20 protein-coding genes are annotated in these 19,941 nt (G+C 70.8%); 9 read left to right on the forward strand and 11 right to left on the reverse strand.

Features of this window, described 5'->3' with window-relative positions:
* Positions 1 to 4: 4 nt before the first annotated feature.
* A complete protein-coding gene (locus KV106_RS11475; RefSeq protein WP_261210389.1) occupies positions 5 to 784 on the reverse strand; it encodes an APH(3')-II family aminoglycoside O-phosphotransferase in 780 nt (259 codons plus the stop codon).
* A gap of 102 nt (positions 785 to 886) precedes the next feature.
* On the reverse strand, positions 887 to 1,153 hold the full coding sequence (locus tag KV106_RS11480) for a hypothetical protein (RefSeq protein WP_057589671.1): 267 nt from the start codon (positions 1,151 to 1,153) through the stop codon (positions 887 to 889).
* A gap of 223 nt (positions 1,154 to 1,376) precedes the next feature.
* Here KV106_RS11480 and KV106_RS11485 point away from each other — a divergent pair, with 223 nt between their 5' ends.
* From KV106_RS11485 to ligD, 5 genes are all read left to right on the forward strand, one after another.
* Positions 1,377 to 1,646: a hypothetical protein gene (locus tag KV106_RS11485; RefSeq protein ID WP_057589672.1), complete on the forward strand. Its 270-nt coding sequence runs from the start codon at positions 1,377 to 1,379 to the stop codon at positions 1,644 to 1,646.
* Positions 1,647 to 1,762: 116 nt separating this feature from the next.
* Positions 1,763 to 1,990 (forward strand): hypothetical protein, encoded by a 228-nt coding sequence (locus tag KV106_RS11490; protein WP_057589673.1) that lies wholly within the window; start codon positions 1,763 to 1,765, stop codon positions 1,988 to 1,990.
* An 84-nt stretch (positions 1,991 to 2,074) separates the two neighbouring features.
* A complete protein-coding gene (locus KV106_RS11495; RefSeq protein WP_261210393.1) occupies positions 2,075 to 3,082 on the forward strand; it encodes a lysylphosphatidylglycerol synthase domain-containing protein in 1,008 nt (335 codons plus the stop codon).
* A gap of 155 nt (positions 3,083 to 3,237) precedes the next feature.
* Positions 3,238 to 3,834 carry a DUF4142 domain-containing protein gene (locus KV106_RS11500; protein WP_261210395.1) on the forward strand — a complete coding sequence of 199 codons (597 nt, stop codon included), beginning with the start codon at positions 3,238 to 3,240 and terminating at the stop codon, positions 3,832 to 3,834.
* Between the two features lie 13 nt (positions 3,835 to 3,847).
* Positions 3,848 to 6,394: a DNA ligase D gene (gene ligD, locus KV106_RS11505; protein WP_261210397.1), complete on the forward strand. Its 2,547-nt coding sequence runs from the start codon at positions 3,848 to 3,850 to the stop codon at positions 6,392 to 6,394.
* A gap of 18 nt (positions 6,395 to 6,412) precedes the next feature.
* On the opposite strand, the gene KV106_RS11510 is transcribed toward ligD, so the two are convergent.
* Genes KV106_RS11510 through KV106_RS11530 form a run of 5 tightly spaced genes read right to left on the reverse strand, consistent with a single transcriptional unit; the run spans position 6,413 to position 11,607 of the window.
* Entirely contained in the window at positions 6,413 to 7,639 is a 1,227-nt protein-coding gene (locus KV106_RS11510; RefSeq protein WP_261210399.1) for a porin, read from the reverse strand.
* Positions 7,640 to 7,650: 11 nt separating this feature from the next.
* Positions 7,651 to 8,622, reverse strand: a complete 972-nt coding sequence (locus KV106_RS11515) for a quinone oxidoreductase family protein (protein WP_261210401.1) — start codon at positions 8,620 to 8,622, stop codon at positions 7,651 to 7,653.
* A 31-nt stretch (positions 8,623 to 8,653) separates the two neighbouring features.
* On the reverse strand, positions 8,654 to 9,625 hold the full coding sequence (locus tag KV106_RS11520; RefSeq protein ID WP_057589679.1) for a Bug family tripartite tricarboxylate transporter substrate binding protein: 972 nt from the start codon (positions 9,623 to 9,625) through the stop codon (positions 8,654 to 8,656).
* A 22-nt stretch (positions 9,626 to 9,647) separates the two neighbouring features.
* Positions 9,648 to 10,706, reverse strand: a complete 1,059-nt coding sequence (locus KV106_RS11525) for a beta-keto acid cleavage family enzyme (RefSeq protein ID WP_261210404.1) — start codon at positions 10,704 to 10,706, stop codon at positions 9,648 to 9,650.
* A gap of 52 nt (positions 10,707 to 10,758) precedes the next feature.
* Positions 10,759 to 11,607 (reverse strand): TauD/TfdA dioxygenase family protein, encoded by an 849-nt coding sequence (locus KV106_RS11530; protein WP_261210405.1) that lies wholly within the window; start codon positions 11,605 to 11,607, stop codon positions 10,759 to 10,761.
* 158 nt (positions 11,608 to 11,765) lie between these two features.
* On the opposite strand from KV106_RS11530, the gene KV106_RS11535 reads away from it, so the two are divergent.
* Positions 11,766 to 12,758 (forward strand): AraC family transcriptional regulator, encoded by a 993-nt coding sequence (locus KV106_RS11535; protein WP_261210407.1) that lies wholly within the window; start codon positions 11,766 to 11,768, stop codon positions 12,756 to 12,758.
* Here the strand turns inward: KV106_RS11535 and KV106_RS11540 are convergent.
* From KV106_RS11540 to KV106_RS11555, 4 genes are all read right to left on the reverse strand, one after another.
* Positions 12,745 to 12,978, reverse strand: a complete 234-nt coding sequence (locus KV106_RS11540) for a hypothetical protein (protein WP_261210409.1) — start codon at positions 12,976 to 12,978, stop codon at positions 12,745 to 12,747. The genes KV106_RS11535 and KV106_RS11540 overlap by 14 nt on opposite strands.
* 225 nt (positions 12,979 to 13,203) lie before the next feature.
* On the reverse strand, positions 13,204 to 14,292 hold the full coding sequence (locus KV106_RS11545; RefSeq protein WP_261210411.1) for a phosphatidate phosphatase App1 family protein: 1,089 nt from the start codon (positions 14,290 to 14,292) through the stop codon (positions 13,204 to 13,206).
* A complete protein-coding gene (locus KV106_RS11550; protein WP_261210413.1) occupies positions 14,289 to 14,798 on the reverse strand; it encodes a dihydrofolate reductase in 510 nt (169 codons plus the stop codon). Before KV106_RS11550 ends, KV106_RS11545 begins: the two co-directional genes overlap by 4 nt.
* Positions 14,799 to 14,868: 70 nt before the next feature.
* Positions 14,869 to 15,702 carry a thymidylate synthase gene (locus KV106_RS11555; RefSeq protein WP_261210415.1) on the reverse strand — a complete coding sequence of 278 codons (834 nt, stop codon included), beginning with the start codon at positions 15,700 to 15,702 and terminating at the stop codon, positions 14,869 to 14,871.
* Positions 15,703 to 15,834: 132 nt separating this feature from the next.
* Here KV106_RS11555 and KV106_RS11560 point away from each other — a divergent pair, with 132 nt between their 5' ends.
* The 3 genes from KV106_RS11560 (at position 15,835) to KV106_RS11570 (ending at position 19,931) form a co-directional block, all read left to right on the forward strand.
* Entirely contained in the window at positions 15,835 to 16,374 is a 540-nt protein-coding gene (locus KV106_RS11560) for a sigma-70 family RNA polymerase sigma factor (protein WP_261210417.1), read from the forward strand.
* Positions 16,371 to 17,387, forward strand: coding sequence for a FecR domain-containing protein (locus KV106_RS11565; protein WP_261210419.1), 1,017 nt, complete (start codon positions 16,371 to 16,373; stop codon positions 17,385 to 17,387). The genes KV106_RS11560 and KV106_RS11565 overlap by 4 nt, the downstream gene beginning before the upstream one ends.
* Before the next feature lie 114 nt (positions 17,388 to 17,501).
* Complete coding sequence (locus KV106_RS11570) at positions 17,502 to 19,931, forward strand: TonB-dependent siderophore receptor (protein WP_261210421.1); 2,430 nt, start codon at positions 17,502 to 17,504, stop codon at positions 19,929 to 19,931.
* The last annotated feature ends 10 nt before the right edge of the window (positions 19,932 to 19,941 follow it).

Below are 19,941 nucleotides of genomic sequence, written 5' to 3' on the forward strand. Positions count from 1 at the left end.
ACCTTCAGAAGAACTCGTCGAGCAGGCAGTAGAACGCGATGCGCTCGGCATCCGGCGCGATGCCGTAGCGTTCGAAGAAGGGCGCGGTCCAGGCCTCGCCGAGGTTGAAGCCGATGCTGCGCGCGGCCAGTGCGAGGTCCTGCCAGCGGTCGGCCACGCCGACGCGGCCGCAGTCGATGAAGCCCGTGAAGCCGTCGGCCGTTGCCATCAGGTTCGGCAGGCAGGCATCGCCGTGGGTCACGACGAGGTCCTCGTTCGCGGGCCGCGTCGCGCGCAGTCGCTCGAACAGATCGAGGGCGGTCCAGCCCGCGCGCTCGTCGTCGAAATCGCTCTCGTCGACCAGGCCGGCCACGGCGCGCGCGTGCGCGTCCTCGATCCGGTGTGCCAGGCGATGGTCGAAGGGGCAGGTGGCGACCGGCACCCGGTGCAGCAGGCGCAGCGCATCGGCCATGTGCACGACGATCTCGCCCGGGCGGAACGGGCCCGATGCGAGATCGCGGCCCGGCACGGCGCTCATCAGCAGCCAATGGCGATCGTGTTCGATGGCCTGGTCGAGCACTGCGGGCGCGGGCAGGTCCTGGCGCGCGAGCCATTCGAGCCGCGCGATCTCGCCCGGCAGTTCAGCGAGGGGCGCCACGGGCTCGGACTTGAGGAACAGGAGCTCGCCATCGGCGGTTTCGATGCGAAACACATCGGCGCCCGATTCGCCGATCGTCTGGCGCTGCCAGTGGGCATCGGCCAGGCGGGCACGCCAGGCGTGAGGAAAAGGGGGCAGCGGATTCAAGCGCGAAGGACTCCAGGGCGTGGCGCGGATGGCGCGGCACGCATCGTCGTCGCTCGCGCCCGCCTTTTCAAGCAAGCCACCACCGGCCCGCGGGCCGTTGCGCTAGTCCTTCTTCGGCGCGTCGGCGGCGTCCTCTTCCGCGTGGCCCAGCACGATCTGGCCCTCGGTGACGAAGCGGTCGAACTCGATGCGCGGGATCGCGGCGGTCAGCGGATTGCCGTCCTCGGTCCAGGTCAGCACCACGCTGTCGTCCGCGACCAGCGCTTGGCAGACGCCTTCGGGAATGCGGATCTGCGGGCCATCGCCCGCGCGGAACTCGACCACGCCGGCGATGCGGGCGTCGAGGCGTGAAGTGGCGGTGGTATTCATGGTCGTGGAGGTCCTCGGGTTGGAAGTCCAAAGCCTCGCCGAAGACAGGGGGAGGCCGGCGTGGGACGACATCGCCGATGCGCGCAGGCGCAGCGTCGCGAGGCCTTTGGTGTTGTAGGCGGATTCCTGCATGGGGACGCGAAATCGTCCTCGCAAAAGCTGGCGCGCGGCGCGCTCTAGTCGGCGCGACGAAACAAGATGCAACCCGCTGGAGACAAGAGAGATGAACTTCGAAGGAATCTATTGCTTCGACACCGCCACGGTGCGCTTCGCGTTCTACCCGCATGGTCCGCAGGGCCAGCGCGTGCTGGCCGAGATCACGGAAGACGCGCTGCACGATGAATTCGGCGTGCGCGAGGGCGGCCCCCAGTTGCTCGAGGCCTGCCGCGCCTATTTCGACGCGATCGAGGCCAAGGCCCGGGAACGCTACCGCGACGAGCCGCGCTGCCTGATCTCGCTGACCTCGGAAGACTTCATCCGCATTCCCCGCTGAGGCGGGCGCCCTCGCGGCGACGGCCCAGGGCGCGTGTTGTCCTACGCGCCAGGGCGGGCCGCTTTCCAGAATGGATGGATGCACCGAGTGCTTTCCCTTTCTGGAAGGAGAACCCCATGGCCTCGAAGACCGACACCCGCGACCCCAAGGACACCAGCAAGCCCTTTCCGTTTCCCACCGCCGAGTCGCACGGCAAGCCCGCCCCCGAACACGACAAGCCCACCCACGAGGCACCGAGCGAGGACGCGCTCGACAGCGGCGTGGAAGAGTCCTTTCCCGCCAGCGACCCGGTGTCGGTGACGGTCACCAAGGTCAAGCTGCCACCGGGCAAGGCCGACTCCTGATCCGGGCCATCGCTTCCGGACTACGCGCACAAGCGCTGGCGGCGACTGTCGGGTAGCCGGACCGATCCCGAAGATCGGCTCACGATGCCACAGACCGCCGCCACAGCCACACTCTCTCGCGAGGCGGACCGCACCGACGCCGCCTCCGTTCCCCAAGGCCTCTGGCGCCGCTGCAAGCGTTGGGCGTTGCCCGCGCTCGGCATCGTGGTGCTGGGCCTCCTGCTCTCGCATGCGCACAAGGTCGATTGGGCCGGCGCCTGGCATGCGCTGCAGCGCTATCCGCTCGGGCTGCTGCTCGGCGTGCTCGCGCTCTCGACCGCCAGCCATGCGCTCTACGGCTGCTTCGACCTGCTCGGCCGGCTGCACACGCGTCACAAGCTCGGCGCGCTGCGCACCTGGGCCATCGCGGTCACGAGCTATGCCTTCAACCTGAACCTGGGCTCGCTGGTGGGCGGCGTGGCGATGCGCGCGCGGCTCTATGCGCGCGCGGGCCTCGACGAGGCCACGGTGGCGCAGATCGTGGGCGTGAGCCTCGCCACCAACTGGCTGGGCTACGGCCTGCTGGCAGGCGGCCTGTTCGCCGCCGGCGCGATCGATCCGCCGCGCGAGGCGCACCTGGGCGTGATCGCGTTCCGTGCGCTCGGCGTGCTGATGATCGCGCTGGCCATCGGCTACGTGATCGCCTGCGGCGTCGCGCGCGGCAAGCGCTGGACCCTGCGCGGGCGCAACGTGCAATTGCCCTCGGCGCGGCTCGCGCTGCTGCAGATCTCGCTGTCGGCCTGCAACTGGGCGCTGATGGGCGCGGCGATGTACCTGCTGCTGGGACAGAAGGTGCCGTACGCGACCACGCTGTCGGTGTTGATGGCGGCCTCGATCGTGGGCGTGTTCACGCCCATTCCCGCCGGGCTCGGCGTGCTCGAGGCGGTGTACCTCGCACTGCTGTCGGGCAGCGTGCGGCAGGGCACGCTGATGGGCGCGGTGCTGGCCTACCGCGCGCTCTACTACCTGCTGCCGCTGGGCGGCGGGGTGCTGATGTACCTGCTGCTCGAGCGCCATGCGTCGAGCCATCCGGCCGCGGCCGAGGCGGGTTGAACGCGGCGGTGTGCGCCTCGGCTTGTGCGCGCAAGGGGCGGCTTCCTACGTCCGCAGCCGCATGGCGGGCGCAGCGTGGTTCCAGGTGGTCATCGCCGGCCCGTGGCGAGCCTTCCGATGGCCTTGTCCTCCCATTGCAGATCGCGAGGTCCGGCATGCATTCCATTTCGACGCTCCGCCATTCGTCCCGGGGACGGGCCCGCGCGATCGCGTGCGCCATCGTGCTCGGCGGCGTGGCATCCACGCCCACGGCCTTCGCGGCCGAACCTGCCGTGCAGGTCGCCCAGGCCGGCGCGCTCAGCGCACCCGACCGCAGCCTGATGAACCTGGCCGCCGGCGCCGGGCTCTACGAGGTCGAGGTCTCGAAGCTCGCCGCCTCGAAGGCCGTGAGCGCGGAGGTGAAGGACTACGCGCTGATGCTCGCGAAGCATCACGGCGAATCGAACGAGGCACTGCGCCGGCTGGCCGCGCGCAAGTCGGTGCCGCTGGTGGCCGAGATCCCGGCCGACAAGAAGGCTCGCATCGAGGCGCTGCAGGGGCTGTCGGGCGAGGGTTTCGACCGGGCCTATGTGGACCGCGTGGGCATCCAGGACCACGAGGCCGACATCCGCCTGTTCGAGAACATGGCGCGCGACGCCAACGATGCCGACCTGCGCGCCTTCGCCGAGAAGACGCTGCCGGCACTCAAGGAGCACCTGAACGCCGCCAAGACGATGGCGGGCAACCGGCGGCAGGCGCCGGCATCGCAGTGACACCCGCTCCCGCATGGCGCGCACCGCCGCACTGAAGCGCTACCAGGCCAAGCGCAATTTCGACATCACGCCCGAGCCCGCCGGGGGCGGCGAGTCGCTGCCCGGCGCATTGCAGTTCGTGGTGCAGAAGCACTGGGCGCGCAGCCTCCACTACGACTTCCGCATCGAGATCGACGGCACCATGAAGAGCTGGGCCGTGCCCAAGGGACCGAGCTACGACCCGCACGACAAGCGCATGGCGATGCATGTGGAAGACCACCCGGTGTCGTACAACGCCTTCGAGGGCGAGATTCCCGCGAAGCAGTACGGCGCGGGCAAGGTGATCGTCTGGGACAAGGGCTTCTGGGTGCCGCTGGGCAATGTGCGCAAGGACTACCGCGCGGGTCACATCAAGTTCGAGCTGCATGGTCACAAGCTGCGCGGCCGCTGGGCACTGGTGCGCATGAAGGCGCGCAAGGAGGGCAGCGGCGATCCGTGGCTGCTGATCAAGGAGCGCGACGAGTTCGCGCGCGAGGCCGCGGAATTCAGCGTGGTCGACCAGTTCCCCGACAGCGTGGCCGCGCTCGCGATGCCGCGGGCGAGCTCAGTGTCGAAGCCCGCCGCGAAGAAGTCGGCGCGAAAGCGCGCCGAGTGGCCCGACGGTGCCGTCGAGGCCGAGCCTCCGCCCAAGCTCGCGCCGGTGCTCGCCACGCTGGTCGACGGGCCGCCGCCCGATCCCGGCGACTGGGTCTACGAGATCAAGTTCGACGGCTACCGGCTGCTCGCGCGCATCGAGGGCAAGACGGTGCGGCTGTTCACGCGCAACGGTCATGACTGGAGCGAGCGCATGCCGCACCTGGTGCGCGCGATCCACCGCATGAAGCTGAAGCCGGGTTGGCTCGACGGCGAGATCGTGGTGCTCGACGAGGCCGGCCGCACCGACTTCCAGGCGCTGCAGAGCGCCTTCGACAGCACGCGCACCCAGGACATCGTCTATTTCCTGTTCGACCTGCCGTACTACGACGGCCACGACCTGCGGGCCGTGCCGCTGGTCGAGCGGCGCGCGCTGCTCGAGCGGCTGCTCGCCGATCCGCCGCCCGAGATCCGCTTCAGCGCGGTCTTCGACGCACCGCCCCAGGACATCGTGGCCTCGGCCTGCCGCATCGGGCTCGAGGGCGTGATCGGCAAGCGGCGCGACAGCGCCTACCGCTCGCGCCGGTCGCCCGACTGGATCAAGCTCAAGTGCGCGCGCAGGCAGGAGTTCGTGATCGCCGGCTACACCGACCCGCAGGGCTCGCGCACGGGCTTCGGCTCGCTGCTGCTCGGCGTGCATGACGAACACGGCGAGCTGGTGTTCGCGGGCGGCGTGGGCACGGGCTTCAACGAGCGTTCGCTGGCCGAGATCTTCGCGCGGCTGAAGCCCCTGGCCATCGACCAACGTCCGTTCAAGCGGCGCATCGAGAACGAGCGCCGCGCGCACTGGGTGAAGCCGGTGCTGGTGGCCGAGGTCACGTTCTCCGAGTGGACGCAGGACGGCCATGTGCGCCACCCGGTGTTCCATGCGTTGCGCAGCGACAAGCCCGCGAAGCAGATCGTGCGCGAGGCGCCGGTGCCCGCGCGCGCGGCGGACCGGGAGCAGGCGAAGACCCAGACGAAAGGCCCGGCCGCCACCTTGCCCGCGAACTTCAAGGTCTCGCATGCCGAGCGCGTGGTCGATGCGTCGAGCGGCATCACCAAGGTCGAGGTGGTGCGCTTCTACGGCCTGGTCGCGCCGCTGATGATGGAGCACCTGCGCGGCCGGCCGGTGTCGCTGGTGCGCGCGCCGCGCGGCATCGGCGGGCAGCTGTTCTTCCAGAAGCACCTCGAGGATGGCAGCATCGAGGGCATCCGCCAGCTCGATGCCGCGCTGTGGCCCGCGCATCCCGCGCTGATCGAGGTGGCGGCCGCGCTCGGCCTGCCGGGCGCGGCGCAGATGAACGTGATCGAGCTGCACACCTGGAACGCCGTCAAGTCCGCGATCGACAAGCCCGACCGCATGACCTTCGACCTCGACCCCGGCGAAGGCGTCGACTGGCCCGCGATGTTGCAGGCCGTGGAGCTGATGCGCGTGATCCTGGTCGAGCTCGGGCTCGTGCCCTTCTGCAAGACCAGTGGCGGCAAGGGCCTGCACGTGGTGGTGCCGCTGCGCCGCGTGCATGGCTGGGACGTGGTGAAGGATTTCTCGCAGGCCATCGTGCGCCACATGGCGCGCACCTTGCCGCAACTCTTCGTGGCGAAGAGCGGACCCTCGAACCGCGTGGGCCGCATCTTCATCGACTACCTGCGCAACGGCTTCGGCGCCACCACGGTCAGCGCCTGGTCGCTGCGCGCGCGGCCGGGCATGGGCGTGTCGGTGCCGGTGGCGTGGGACGAGGTGCTCGACCTGCGCGGCGGCGACCACTGGACCTTGCGCGACATCCACACGCGGCTCGATCGCGGCAATGCGCCGTGGGAAGGCTATGCGAAGGCGGCGCGCAGTCCGAATGCGGCGATGAAGATGCTCGGCTTCGACGCGAAGAAGGCTGGTGGCCGGGGGCGTTGACGCGCGGGTCCCGCGCGATCAGAAGGCGTGCCGGATGCCGACGTCGTAGCCGGTCGCGCCGCGCGGTTCCATGCCACCCTGGGTGACGTAGGCCGCCTGCGGAAAGATCGCCGGCAGGCTTAGCACCAGCGGGGTGACACCCATCACGCCCGGGTTGTTGTGGCCGTCGCGGATGGCGATGCGCGCCACCGTCGCATAGAGCGCGGTGCGCCTGGACAGGTTGTGCACGTAGCCCAGCGCCAGCTTGTCGACCGAGGCGTTGCCGCCGGGCACGCCGTTGCCGTTGCCGAAATTCACGCGCGCGAACGAGGCGCGCACGATGCCCGGCCCCACCGGCATGTTCAGGCCGGCGACGAAGCCGTCGTAGCGGTCGGTGGCCCGGCTGCCGAACAGGCCGGCGTCGTCGCGCGCATTCCGCACGCGCGACCATTCGCCGAACAGCTTCACCGCGCCGAAGTCGTAGGAGCCGCCGAGGTTCAGGCTCCTGATCTTCTCGCCGCGGGGCGTGGCGCTCACGAGCGTGCTCTCGCCGTAGCCCAGCGCCACGTCGGCCGGACCGTCGGTCCATCCCACGCGCGCGCCGGCATAGCGGCCGCGCCCGGACGGGCTGTCGCTCGCGTCGCTCGCCTTCACGTTCTCGTGGAAGGCGTACTGCACCTGGCCGTAGAAGCCGCCGAGCCCCGGCGGCAGGAAGTAGCTGAGGGCGTTGCTGGTGCGCAGGTAGCTGTCGGTGCCGGCGGAGAGCGCTCCGTTGAGCAGGCCGCCGGTGGCGAGCGCCCGCGAGGCGGCGAGGTTGCTGTTGACCACGGCGATCAGGTTGGTGCCGACGCCGTTGACGCCGAAGGGATCGAAGACGCCGTCGTTCCAGAACGAGGCGGTGTAGTCGCGGCCCAGGCGCAGCTCGCCGAACGGTCCCGAGAGGCTCAGGGTGGAACGGCGGCCGAAGTTGCCGATGCCGCCGCCGTTGTCGTTGGCCAGCGGCGCCTCGAGCCAGAAGCCGGCCGCGAGGCCGCCGCCCAGGTCCTCGGTGCCGCGAAAGCCCAGCCGGCTGGACGCGTAGCCCGAGGGCGAGAGCGCGGTCTGGCTCTGCGTGACCTGGCGCGGCGCCGCGAGGCCCCAGGACCGGCTGCGGGTGCTGTAGTGGCTGATGCCGGCGTCGACGACGCCGAACACGGTGAGGGAGGATTGCGCGGCGGCACCGCCCGTCGCGGCCAGCAGCGACAGGGCCAGCGTGGTGGTCTTCATGGCGGGCTTCCTCAGGGGACCAGCACGGTCGATCCGGCCGTCTGGCGCGACTCGAGCGCGCGATGGGCCTGCGCCGCATCGGCGAGCGCGAAGCTGCGTTGCGGCTCGCTGACGATGCGCCCGGCCAGCACGTGGTCGAACAGCTCGCGCGCCATCTCGAGCATGTGGGCGCGCGGCTGGATGTAGTGCGCCATCGCCGGCCGCGTCATCCACAGCGAGCCCTTGGCCGCGAGCAGCTGCGAGTCGATCACCACCGAGCCCGAGGAGGTGCCGTTGCTGACCAGCGTGCCGCGCGGCTGCAGGCAGTCCAGCGAATCCATCAACGTGTCCTTGCCCACCGAGTCGTAGACCACCGGCACGCCGCGGCCGCCGGTGATCTCGCGCACGCGCTCGACGGTGTTCTCGCGCGCGGTCACGATGACGTGGGCGCAGCCGGCGGCCCGGGCGAGCGCCGCCTTCTCGTCGGTGCCGACGGTGCCGATCATCGTGACGCCCAGGGCGCGCGCCCACTGGCAGGCGATCAGGCCGACGCCGCCGGCGGCCGCGTGGTAGAGGATGGTCTCGCCGGCCTGCAGCGGACGGACCTGGCGGAACAGGTACTGCGCCGTCATGCCCTTCATCATCAGCGTGGCGGCGGTGCGGTCGGGGAGGCCCTCGGGCAGCGGGATCAGCACCGCGGCGGGCATCACGCGGACCTGCGAGTAGGCGCCCTGCGGACCCGTGAGATAGCCCACGCGGTCCCCGGCCTTGACCTCCGTCACGCCGGGGCCGACGGCCTCCACCACGCCGACCGCGTCCGAGCCCAGCCCGTCGGGCAGCGCCAGCGGATAGCGGCCGGTGCGGAAGTAGATGTCGATGAAGTTGACCGCGATGAAGCTGTGGCGCACGCGCGCCTGGCCGGGACCGGGGTCCGCGACCTCGACGTTCTCGAGCCGCAGGACCTCGGGACCGCCGGTCTCGTGGAAGCGGATGGCTTGGGGCATGGCGATGTCTCCTCGTTGTTCTGGATGGTCTTCAGTTCAGGCGGATGTCGTAGCGCTTGACGATGCCGGCGTTGCGGGTGAACTCCTCGCGCAGTGCCTCCTGCGCCTGCGCGGGCGTGCGGTCCGCCATCGGCTCGAAGCCGGCGTTGGCCACGCTCGCGCGCACCGCCGGGTTGGCCGCGACCTTGCGCAGCACCGCGTGGATCTTCTCGACCAGCGGCGCCGGCATCTGCGAGGACGCGATCACGCCGGTCCAGTTGGCGAAGTCGAGCGCCGGGTAGCCCAGCTCGGCGAAGGTGGGCACGGCGGGAAATTCGGGCAGCCGGGCCTGGGTCGCGACCGCCAGCAGCCGCACCCTGTTGGCGGCGATCAGCGGCCGGGCCGTGACCGAGCCGTCGAACATCAGCGGCACCTGGCCGCCCATGACCTGCGCCAGCGCGGGCGCGGAACCGGGGTAGGGCACGTGCTGCATGTCGAGCCCGGCCGCCTGGTTGAGGATGGCGCCCGCGTACTGCGAGGCCGTGCCCGCGCTGTAGGAGGCGTAGGAGACCTGGCCCGGATGGGCCTTCACATAGGCGATCGCCTCCTTCGCATCCCTGGCCGGGAACTGCGGCGAGGCGATCAGCAGCAGCGAGGAGCGCGCCATCAGCGCGACCGGCTGCACGTCCTTGAGCGGATCGAAGCCGCCCTTGAGCACGTGCGGCACCTCGGTGAGCACGTTGCTGGCGGTCATCATCAGCGTCTGGCCGTCGGCCGGCTGGGACAACAGGTACTTGACGGCGATCGCCCCGCCGGCGCCCGGCCTGTTCTCGACCACCACCGGCTGGCCGATGTCGCGCGAGAGCTGGTCGCCCACGATGCGCGCGAGCACGTCGATGGTGCCGCCCGGCGGCGCGGGGACGATCATCTTGACCGGCTTGTCGGTGTAGGCATGGGTCCAGGGCGAGCCCAGCGCCGACGCGGCGGCGACGAGCAGGGCGGCAAGGTGCGAGAGGCGCGGCATGGCTGCTCCGGTGCGTGGAGGTTCAGGCGGCCTTGCGCAGGAAGCCCTGCTGGCCGCCGTTGCGGTTGGGCGCGAAGCCGTTGGCCCGCAGCGTCTCTTCCACCGTGTCGTGGAACACGCCGATCCGCGAGATCTCGCGCGCCTGTTGCGCGGTGGCGATCGGGCGGCCGAATTCGCGCGCGATGCGCACCAGCTGCTCGACCTGCGCGGCGGTGCCGATCTTGGCGGTGCGCGACTGGTTCCAGAGGTTGTCCTCGGTGCCGCAGCGCACGTGCAGGCCCATGGCGATGCCCATCATGTTGACCGGCAGCACGTTGAGCACCGAACTCTCCACCGTGAGCACCGCGCCGTCGGGCACCGCGCGCACGAAGTTGGCGAGGTTGTAGATGTTCGGCGCGTCCATGCCGCCGCCGATCGCGACCCAGTTGAGCACCAGCGGGCCCTTGTAGATGCCGCGGCGCATCAGCCGCTCGACCGACTCGAAGCTGTTGATGTTGTAGCACTGGAAGGCGCTCTGGATGCCCGCGGCGCTGAGGCGGCGGATGTGCTCCTCGGCCCAGCCCGGTTGCGCCGGCACCGTCATCTCCTTGTAGGCGTTGAAGACGACCGGGTCCTCCATCGAGGTGCCGCGGATGTCGCGCAGGTCGAACTGCTCGAGGATGTTCATCTGCGAGGTGTTGACCGTCACCGTGACCTGGTCCGGCTTGGGGTCGAGCTCGGCCAGCATGTGGCGCGTGTCGTCCGACAGCCACTTGGCGGCCGCGCCCTCGCTTTCGGGCGCGAACGAGATCGAGCCGCCGACCTGGATGATCATCTCGGGCACGCGGGCCCGCACGCCGGCGATCAGCTCGTTGAACTTCGACAGGCGCTTGGAACCCTTGCCGTCGAGTTCGCGCACGTGCAGGTGCAGCACGGTGGCGCCGGCTTCGTAGCAGTCCACCGCCTTCTGCACCTGCTCCTCCATCGTCACGGCGATCTCGCCGGGGAAGTCCGAGGGCAGCCAGGACGGCGCGTAGGGGGCGGCGGTGATGATCAGCGGCTGCTGGTTTTCGGGGAACAGGTGACCGTCTAGGAAATTCATCGAGGGCTCCGGGGATGCGGGTGGTGCGAAGGGGAAAGGCGGGTCAGGCGGGTCAGGCGGTCGGCGTGCCGACGATGCCGGCGCGTTCCATCTTGCGGTGGCAGGGCGGGTAGTCCATCACCGCGTAGTGCTGCGTGGCGCGGTTGTCCCAGATCGCCACGCTGTCGGGCTGCCAGCGCCAGCGCACCTGGTATTCGGGGATGGCGGCCTGGTTGACGAGGTACTGCAGCAGCGCCGACGCGCCCTGCGTGAAATCCTGGCCGTAGCGCACGTTGGCGGGCGTGTGGAAGTTGGTGAAGTGCGTCGTGAAGCCGTTGACGTACAGCACCCGCTCGCCCGTCTCGGGATGGACGCGCACCACGGGATGCTCCGCATCGGGGTAGCGGGCCTTGAGCGCGAGGCGCTGCGCGATCGGCATTGCCGCGCCGAAGGTGCATTCGATGCTGTGGCGGGCGCGCAGCGGCGCGATCAGTGCCTTCACGTGCTCGGGCAGGCGCTCGTAGGCCAGCGCCATGTTGGCCCACATCGTGTCGCCGCCCACGGGCGGGCACTCGACGCAGCGCAGCACGCAGCCCATCGGCGGCGTCTCGCGCCAGCTGGCGTCGGTGTGCCAGCTGTTCTCGTAGCGGTCGTTGGGCGCGTCCGGCGTCTTGTAGATGCGCACCAGCCCCGGGTGCTCCGGATCGCTGCCGGCGACCGGGTGGTCCTCCAGTTCGCCGAAGCGCCGCGCGAAGGCCACGTGCTCGGCCCGGCTGATCTTCTGGTCGCGCAGGAACAGCACCTTGTGCCGCAGCAGCAGCGTCCGGATTTCCTCGAACAGGCCGTCGTCCCGGGCCGCATCGGCCAGGCTGATGCCATCGAGCCGCGCGCCGATGGCGCAGGTCAACGCTTCGATCCGCATGTCTTGTCTCCGTGCTTTTTCTTGGGTCTTTCCGCCCCGGCCTCCGGGGTGCGGGCATGGGGGCGACTGTAGGAGCGAGGGGGCGGCGCCGCTTTGCATTCCGTGCCATTCGCTGTGCATTTGGTGCCAGAATTTCCGCCACCCTGGAAAGGCCCGGCATGACGGCACTGATTCGCGCGGCGGCGCTGACGAACTTCTCGGAGGTTGCGCAGGAACTCGGTCACGACCCCGGCGCGGCGCTGCGCAGGGCGGGACTGCGCGCACGGATGGTCCGCGAGCCGGACCAGTTGATCGAGGCCGATCGCGTGGCCCGCCTGCTCGAGGACGCGGCGCGCGACACGGCCTGCGAGTCCTTCGGCCTGCGCATTGCCGCGCGGCGCCAGCTATCGAACTTCGGGGTGGTCAGCCTGCTGCTGATGCACCAGCCGACGCTGCGGCAGGTGCTGCTCACGCTGATCGAGCACCTGCACCTGCTCAACGAAAGGCTGGCGATCCAGGTGGAGGATGTCGGCAAGCTGGTGCTGCTGCGCGAGGAACTGGTCATGTCCATGCCGGCCCGGCAGTCGATCGAGCTGGCGATCGGCGTGCTCTACCGGATGTGCGCGGCGCTGCTGGGCGACCGGTGGCGGCCCGCCAGCGTGAGCTTCACCCACGGGCCGCCCGCCGACGCGGCCTTTCACCGCCGCTTCTTCCAATGCCCGGTCGAGTTCGACGGCAGTTTCAACGGGCTGGTCTGCCGCGCGGCGGATCTGGACGTGGCCAATCCCGGGGCCGATGCCGTGCTCGCCGCCTATGCGCGCAAGCTGATCGATGCCGTGCCCGGCGAGCGCGAGCGCTCGATCGACCAGGAGGTGCGCAAGGCCATCTACCTGATGCTGCCGGCGGGGCGTGCCACCTGCAAGTCGGTGGCGCAGGGCCTGGGGCTCAGCATGCGCACCCTGCAGCGCCAGCTCGATGCGCGCGAGCTGACCTTCAAGCAACTGGTCAACGACGTGCGCCAGGAACTCGCGCGGCGCTACGTGGCCAATGGCCGCCACAGCCTGGGCGAGGTGGCGGCGATGCTGGGCTACAGCACGCACAGTGCCTTCACTCGGTGGTTCGGCACCCAGTTCGGTTGTTCTCCCGAGGCCTGGCGCGCTACAGCTCGATGAACGCCGAGGTCGCCTTGTTCAGCGCGAGCATGCCCTTGGCCGTGATGCTCTCGACCTGGGCCAGCTGGCGGATCGCGCGGCCTTGCGGGTTGCGCTCCGAAGGGGGAATGAAGGCCGTCACGAGGTCCGCCGCGCGCAGCACGCGCAGCTTGTCGATCTCGGCGGGCGTGTGCACGACGTATGGCAATTTCTGCTCGGCGATGGTCCGAAGAAACTCCATGGGCATATGCCGTCTCCTTGAACGTTGATGGCAATGGGTTCGTGACATTGTGCGCAGAAACTCTTAGGGCAGCCTAAACCCTGCGCCGCTCGTGCCTATGTCAGGTGGTAGTCCGGCAGTACGGAAGCACTCTTTTTCGTAAAGCGTCGCGCGTGGCGCGGCGCTTCGTTTCCAGCGGTGTCGCGGGAGGGCTTTTCTGTTGCGCCGCAGCGTGCGCGCGGCACGTCAGGGCGTGGGCATCGGCCAGGCCGTGGTGTCTGGCGCGACGAGGTGCCACATCACCGGGTCGATGCCCTCGAAGGTGGGGCGGTAGCGCTGCGACAGCCGCCCTTCGCCGGTCACGTCGCGGATCACGATGCCGTCGATGCGCCCGGGGTTGTCGCGGAACACCCTGGCGTAGATCTCGGGATCGGCCTCGCCCGAATCTCCGACCAGGACGAAGCGGCGCTGCGGGAAGTCGGCCAGCAGGCGCGCGATCACGCCGAGCTTGTGGGCGCGCGAATCCTCGTCGCCCGGGATCAGCGTGCGCCAGGTCGTGCTCTCGCGCAGGTGCATGCTGCCCGGCGGAAAGCCCGCTTCGCGCACGAATTCCGCGAGCGGCGGATAGAGCTGGATCGGGCTGGCCGACAGGTAGTGGAAGCGCGTGTCGGGCGCACTCGCGAGCGCGCGGTACCAGCCGGCCATGTGGGGCGCGGGCTCGAAGCGGCGCGCGAAGGTGTTGAGCAGCATCTCGCGCCGCTCGCGCACCTGGGTGCGCTTGATGGTGTCGTCGATGTCCGAGATCACCGACAGGCCCTGTGCCGGCACGATCAGCGCGCGGCCGCGGAAACGGTGCAGCAGTTCACCGGGGCCGGTGACCGCGTGGAACTCGAGCCACTGCTGCGCGGGCGACAGCCGCGGCACCTCGATCACCTGCCGCACGTTCACCCGGCCGTCGGCGCCCGAGGGCGGCATGGTCTTGCGCCCGGGGCTGCCGTCGAATTCCACGTCGAACACCTTGCCGTCCTCCGACTCGGCATGGAACAGCGCGGTGCGCTGGTTGAAGCGCAGCTGCGCGGCCGGCGAGAGCTTCTTGAGGTTGAGACCGAGGTAGCGCGCGAAGGCGGCGTTGAGGCCCCAGCGGCGCTCGCGCTCGTAGACCCAGGCATGGATGTCGACCTCGAGCCGGCCATCGTCGGTGGGCCGCGCGGTGCCGTTCATGAACAGCGCCTCCTCGTCGGGCTCCATCGGCTCGGCCGCCAGCGCGGGCGCGATGCCGCCGGCCGCCAGCGCCGCGCCGGCCAGCAGCGTGCGCCGGCGCAGCGCCAGTGTCATGCGCCGGCCGTGACGCGCTCGTACGTCACGAAGCTGAAGGCCAGGCCGTCCTTGGCCGACACGTGCGATTCGCGCTGCGTCTCGCGCCAGGCGCTGGCGTCGAGCACCGGCGCGAAGGCGTCGCCCTTGTAGTCGCGCGCGATCTCGGTGACCAGCGCGCGGCGCGCGAAGGGCTCGGCCTCGGCATAGATCTGCGCGCCGCCGATCACCCAGACATCGGGTGCCTCGAGCCGCTCGCAGGCCTCGAGCGCCTCGCGCAGGCTGCCCACGCGCTGCGCGCCCTCGGCCTGCCAGCCGGCCTGGCGCGTGACCACGATGTTGCGGCGCCCCGGCAGCGGCCGGAAGCGCGGCGGCAGCGAGTCCCAGGTCTTGCGGCCCATGATGACCGGCGCGCCCAGCGTGCGCGCCTTGAAGTGCGCCATGTCCTCGGGCAGGTGCCAGGGGATGGTGTTGGCGGCGCCGATGACGCCGTTGGCGGCGCGCGCGAAGATGAGGTTGAGGTTCATGGCGAGGGGAAGGCGGGTTCGAAGCGGCCCGATTTTGACCGCATCCGCACCCCTTGGCCCCCGCGGACGATCAGACGGCCACCGGCGCCTTGATCGGGTCGTGGTGCCGGTAGTCCTCGAACTCGAAATCCTCGTACCGGTAGTCGAAGATCGAGTCGGGCCGGCGCTTGATGCGCAGCGTGGGATACGGGTAGGGCTCGCGGCTCAGTTGCAGCGCGACCTGCTCGGCGTGGTTGCTGTAGATGTGGCAGTCGCCGCCGGTCCAGATGAAGTCGCCGACGTCGAGGTCGCACTGCTGCGCCATCATGTGCGTGAGCAGTGCGTAGCTCGCGATGTTGAAGGGCACGCCGAGGAAGATGTCGGCGCTGCGCTGGTAGAGCTGGCAGCTGAGGCGGCCGCGCTCGCCGTCGTTCTGCGGCGGCGCCACGTAGAACTGGAAGAAGGCGTGGCAGGGCATCAGCGCCATCTTCGAGAGCTCGGCCACGTTCCAGGCGCTCACGATGATGCGGCGCGAATCGGGGTTGGACTTGAGCGTCTTCACGACCTCGGCGATCTGGTCGATGTGGCCGCCGTCGGGCGTGGGCCAGCTGCGCCACTGCACGCCGTACACCGGGCCCAGGTCGCCGTCCTCGCGCGCCCACTCGTCCCAGATGGTGACGCCGCGTTCCTTGAGCCAGTTGTTGTTGCTCGAGCCGGTCAGGAACCACAGCAGCTCCTGGATGATGGACTTCACGTGCACCTTCTTCGTGGTGACCAGCGGGAAGCCCTCGTTGAGGTCGAAGCGCATCTGGTGGCCGAACACGCTCCTGGTGCCGGTGCCGGTGCGGTCGCTCTTGTACACGCCGTGGGTGTCGACGTGGCGCATGAAGTCTTCGTACTGGGAGCGGATGGGGCGTTGGGTCATGGCGGTGAAAACGGCGCGCCCCGGACGGCGGGGCATGGCCCCGAATCTTATTCGGACGCGGACCGGCCCGTCCGGACCCCGGGCGAGCCCTTAAGATGAGAACTATTCTCAACATTCCGCCGCAGCCATCCCGTGTCCGCCCCCGCCATCGACGACAGTCTCCAGGTGCTCTACCGCAGCCATCACGGCTGGCTGCAGGCCTGGCTGCGCCGCCGGCTGGGTTGCGCCGAGGACGCGGCCGACCTCGCGCACGATGCCTTCGTGCGACTGCTGGCCGCGCGGCCGCCGCAGGCGGCGCCGGTCGAGATGAAGGAGCCGAGGGCCTACCTGACGACGGTGGCGCGCGGCCTGCTGATCGACCGCTTCCGCCGCGCCGACCTCGAGCGCGCCTACCTCGCCGACCTCGCGGCGCTGCCGCCGGCGCTCTATCCCTCGCCCGAGGAGCAGCTGCAGGCGGTGCAGGCGCTGCGCGCGCTCGATGCGCTGCTCGCGAGCCTCACGCCCAAGACCCGCGCCGCCTGGCTGCACAGCCGGCTCGACGGCATGACCCATGCCGAGATCGCGCGGCAGCTCGGCGTTTCGGTGCCGCGGGTGCGGCAGTACCTGGCGACGGCCGCGCGCCGCGGCTACGAACTGCGTTTCGGCGTCGCGCTGCCGGCAGCGTCGGCATGAGCGCGCAGGCCTCGGCCTCGCTGCCGGTGTCCGCGGCCGTGCTCGACGCGGCGATCGGCTGGCAGTTGCGCCTGGGCTCGGGCGAGGCCGACGCGCGCGATGCCGAAGGCCTGCGCCGCTGGCTCGACGCCCACGCCGACCACCGGCGTGCCTGGGCCCAGCTCGGCGAGCTCGATGCGCAGCTGGCGCCCGCGCGCAGCGAGGCCGTGCGTTCGGCGCTGGTGCGCGGCGGCGCCGCGCGGCGCTGGAAGCAGTCGGCGGGCGTGCTGGGGCTGCTGGCCGCGCTGCTGCTGGGGCTCGGTGCCGTCGACCGCTTCGAGCCGCTGGCCACCCTGAGCGCGGACTACCGAACCGGCACCGGCGAGCGGCTCACCGTGGTGCTGCCCGACCGCAGCGTGCTGCACCTCGACACCCGCAGCGCAGTCGACCTGACCTTCGATGGCAGCCGGCGCGCGATCGTGCTGCGCGCGGGGGAGATCGCCATCGAGACCGCCCATGGCGACGCGGCCGAGCAGCGCCCCTTCGTCGTGCTCACGCCCGAGGGCAGCCTGCGCGCGCTGGGCACGCGCTTCGTGGTGCGCCGGCTCGGCGACGGCGCCGGCACCCGGCTCACGGTCACGCAGTCCGCGGTGGCGGCACGGCCGGCCGGCTGCGCGGCCGATCCGGCGCAGGCCTGCGAGGGCGAACGCATCGTGCAGCAGGGCCAGAGCCTGGAACTGCGCGCCGACGGCGCCGGCACCCCCGGCCCCGCGCGCCCCGACACCGATGCCTGGAAGGACGGCATGCTGGTGGTCGACGACCAGCCGCTGTCCGAGGTGGTGGCCGAACTCGCGCGCTACCGGCCCGGCCACCTCGCGGTCGACCCGCGCGTGGCCGGCCTGCGCGTGACCGGCACGCTGCCGCTGGACGACACCGACAGGGCGCTGCTGGCGCTCACCGCCGCGGTGCCGGTCGAACTCGTGGGCGGCACGCGCTGGTGGCTGCGCATCGAACCGAGGCAGGCGCCGCGCTGAAGCCTGGATCGGGGGCGGTACCGGATTTTTTTTCGGCCGCCCCCTCTCACTTTTCGAACCTCGTCCGGCAAGCAGGAAGAGAACCCTCGTCCTTCCCCTGCCTGGAGTCCCGCCTTGTCCTCGTCCTTCCCGTTCCGTCCGACCCCGCTCGTCGCCGCGCTGCTCTTCGCCACCGCCGTGACGGCCCTGCTGCCGACGGCAGCACGCGCGCAGGCGCAGGCCGCCCCCGTGCTGCGCGACTACGACCTGCCGTCCGGCCCGCTCGGCGCCACGCTCAACCGCATCGCGCGCGAGGCCGGGCTGGCGCTGACGGTCGATGCCGCGCTGGTCGGCCAGCGCGCCTCGGCGCCGGTGCGCGGCCGCTACGACGCACCGCAGGCGCTGCGTCGCGCGCTCGCCGACAGCGGCCTCGAGCTGCTGCCGACCGACGCGGGCGGCTACACCGTGCGCGCGGGCGCGCCGGCCGCCTCCACCGCGCCGCAGGTGGTGGCGCCCGCGCCGTCGGCCATGCTGGCCGAAGTGCGCGTGAATGCCGAGCGCAGCGCCGACGGCGGGCCGGCCGACGGCTACATCGCGCGCCGCAGCACGGCCGGCACCAAGACCGACACGCCGATCCTCGAGACGCCGCAGTCGATCTCGGTGGTCACGGCCGAGCAGATCGAGGCCCAGCAGCCCACCAGCCTGGTCGACGCCTTCAACTACACGGCCGGCGTGAGGCGCTCGGAAGGCGCCGACCGCACCACCGACTCGTTCGTGATCCGCGGCTTCCAGGCCGGTGCCGGCACGGGCAGCCTCTACCGCGACGGCTCGAAGTTCATGGTCAACGCCTACGACGGCCAGCAGGAGCTCTACGGGCTCGAGCGCGCCGAGGTGCTCAAGGGCGCGGCCTCGCTGCTCTACGGCACGGCCGCGCCCGGCGGCGTGGTCAACACCGTGACCAAGCAGCCCACGGCCGAGCCGCTGCGCGAGCTGGGCGTGGAGCTCGGCAACCGCGATCGCCGCCAGATCAAGGGCGATTTCGGCGGCAAGCTCGACGAGCAGGGCACGCTGACCTACCGGCTCACGGGCCTCGTGCGCGACAGCAACACCTTCATCGACCACGTGCCCGACGACCGGCGCTTCCTGTCGGGCGCGATCCGCTGGCAGCCGAGCGCGGCGACCTCGCTCACGCTGCAGGCCGAGTACCTGCGCAACCGCACCGACTACGTGTACGGGCTGGCCGGCGGCGTCACGATCCTGCCCAACATCCACGGCCCGGTGCCGAGCAACCGCTACACCGGCACGCCGGGGCGCGACCGCTACGCCGGCACCAACACCGCCGTCGGCTACCGCTTCGAGCATGCCTTCAGCGATCGCCTGAAGCTGCGCCACAGCGCGCATGCCTTCCGTTCGGAGGTCGATTTCCCGAGCACCGCCGCTGCCGGCGTAAGCCCCGACGGCGCCAGCTCCACCTTCCATGAGTCCTACGACCGCCGCGACCGCTCGCGCGCGCGCACCACCGACACCTCGCTCGAGTACCGCGTCGACACCGGCCCCGTCGCGCACACGCTGCTGGCCGGCGTGGACACCACCTACCAGTCCTACACCACGCGGCGCGCGTCGCGCGAGATCGCGACCCAGTTCAACTACTACGCGCCGAACTACGTCTACGTCGCGGGTGCGCCGGTACCGAACACCTACTTCCCCGACATGGCCGGCAACGCCACCGGGCTGTACCTGCAGGACCAGATGAAGATCGCCGGGCGCTGGGTGGTGGTGCTCGGCGCGCGGCACGACCGGGCGACCGACCGCCAGGTGCCGGTCGACGGCGAGACCGCGAACTCGAAGGAGAAGACCTCGGCCACCACCGGCCGCGCCGGCCTGGTCTACCTGGCCGACAACGGGCTCGCGCCGTTCGCGAGCTTCAGCCAGTCGTTCCAGCCGCAGAGCGGCGTCGACCGCATGGGCGCGCGCTTCGAGCCCACGCGCGGCGAGCAGTACGAGCTCGGCCTGCGCTACCAGCCGCCGGGCAGCGACACCCTGCTGAGCGCGGCCGTCTACCAGCTCAGGCAGCAGAACGTGCTGTCCACCGACCCCGTCGACACCGGCTTCTCGGTGCAGACCGGCGAGGTGCGCTCGCGCGGGCTGGAGATCGAGTTGCGCACGCGCATCGGCCGCTCCGCCAGCCTGATCGCCGCCTATGCCTACACCGACGCGCGCGTCACCGCCGACACCACCGCCGCCAACGTCGGCAAGCGGCGCGGCAACGTGCCCTACAACACCTTCTCGGCCTGGGGCGAGTACGACTTCGGCGCGGCCGGCGCGCCGGGCCTGCGCGCGGGGCTGGGCGTGCGCTACGTGGGCGCCTCCACCGGGCTCTACGTGAACGGCATCGTGCCCTCGTACACCGTGTTCGACGCGATGGTGTCGTACGACACGGGCCACTGGCGCTACGCGTTCAACCTCACGAACCTGGCCGACAAGGCCTACATCGCCTCGTGCACCTACGGCTGCTTCTACGGCGAGCGGCGCAAGGCGGTGGCGTCCGCGACCTACCGCTGGTAGGTCGCAGCGC

The organism is Variovorax endophyticus, assembly GCF_025376855.1.
Classification (GTDB): Bacteria; Pseudomonadota; Gammaproteobacteria; order Burkholderiales; family Burkholderiaceae_C; genus Variovorax.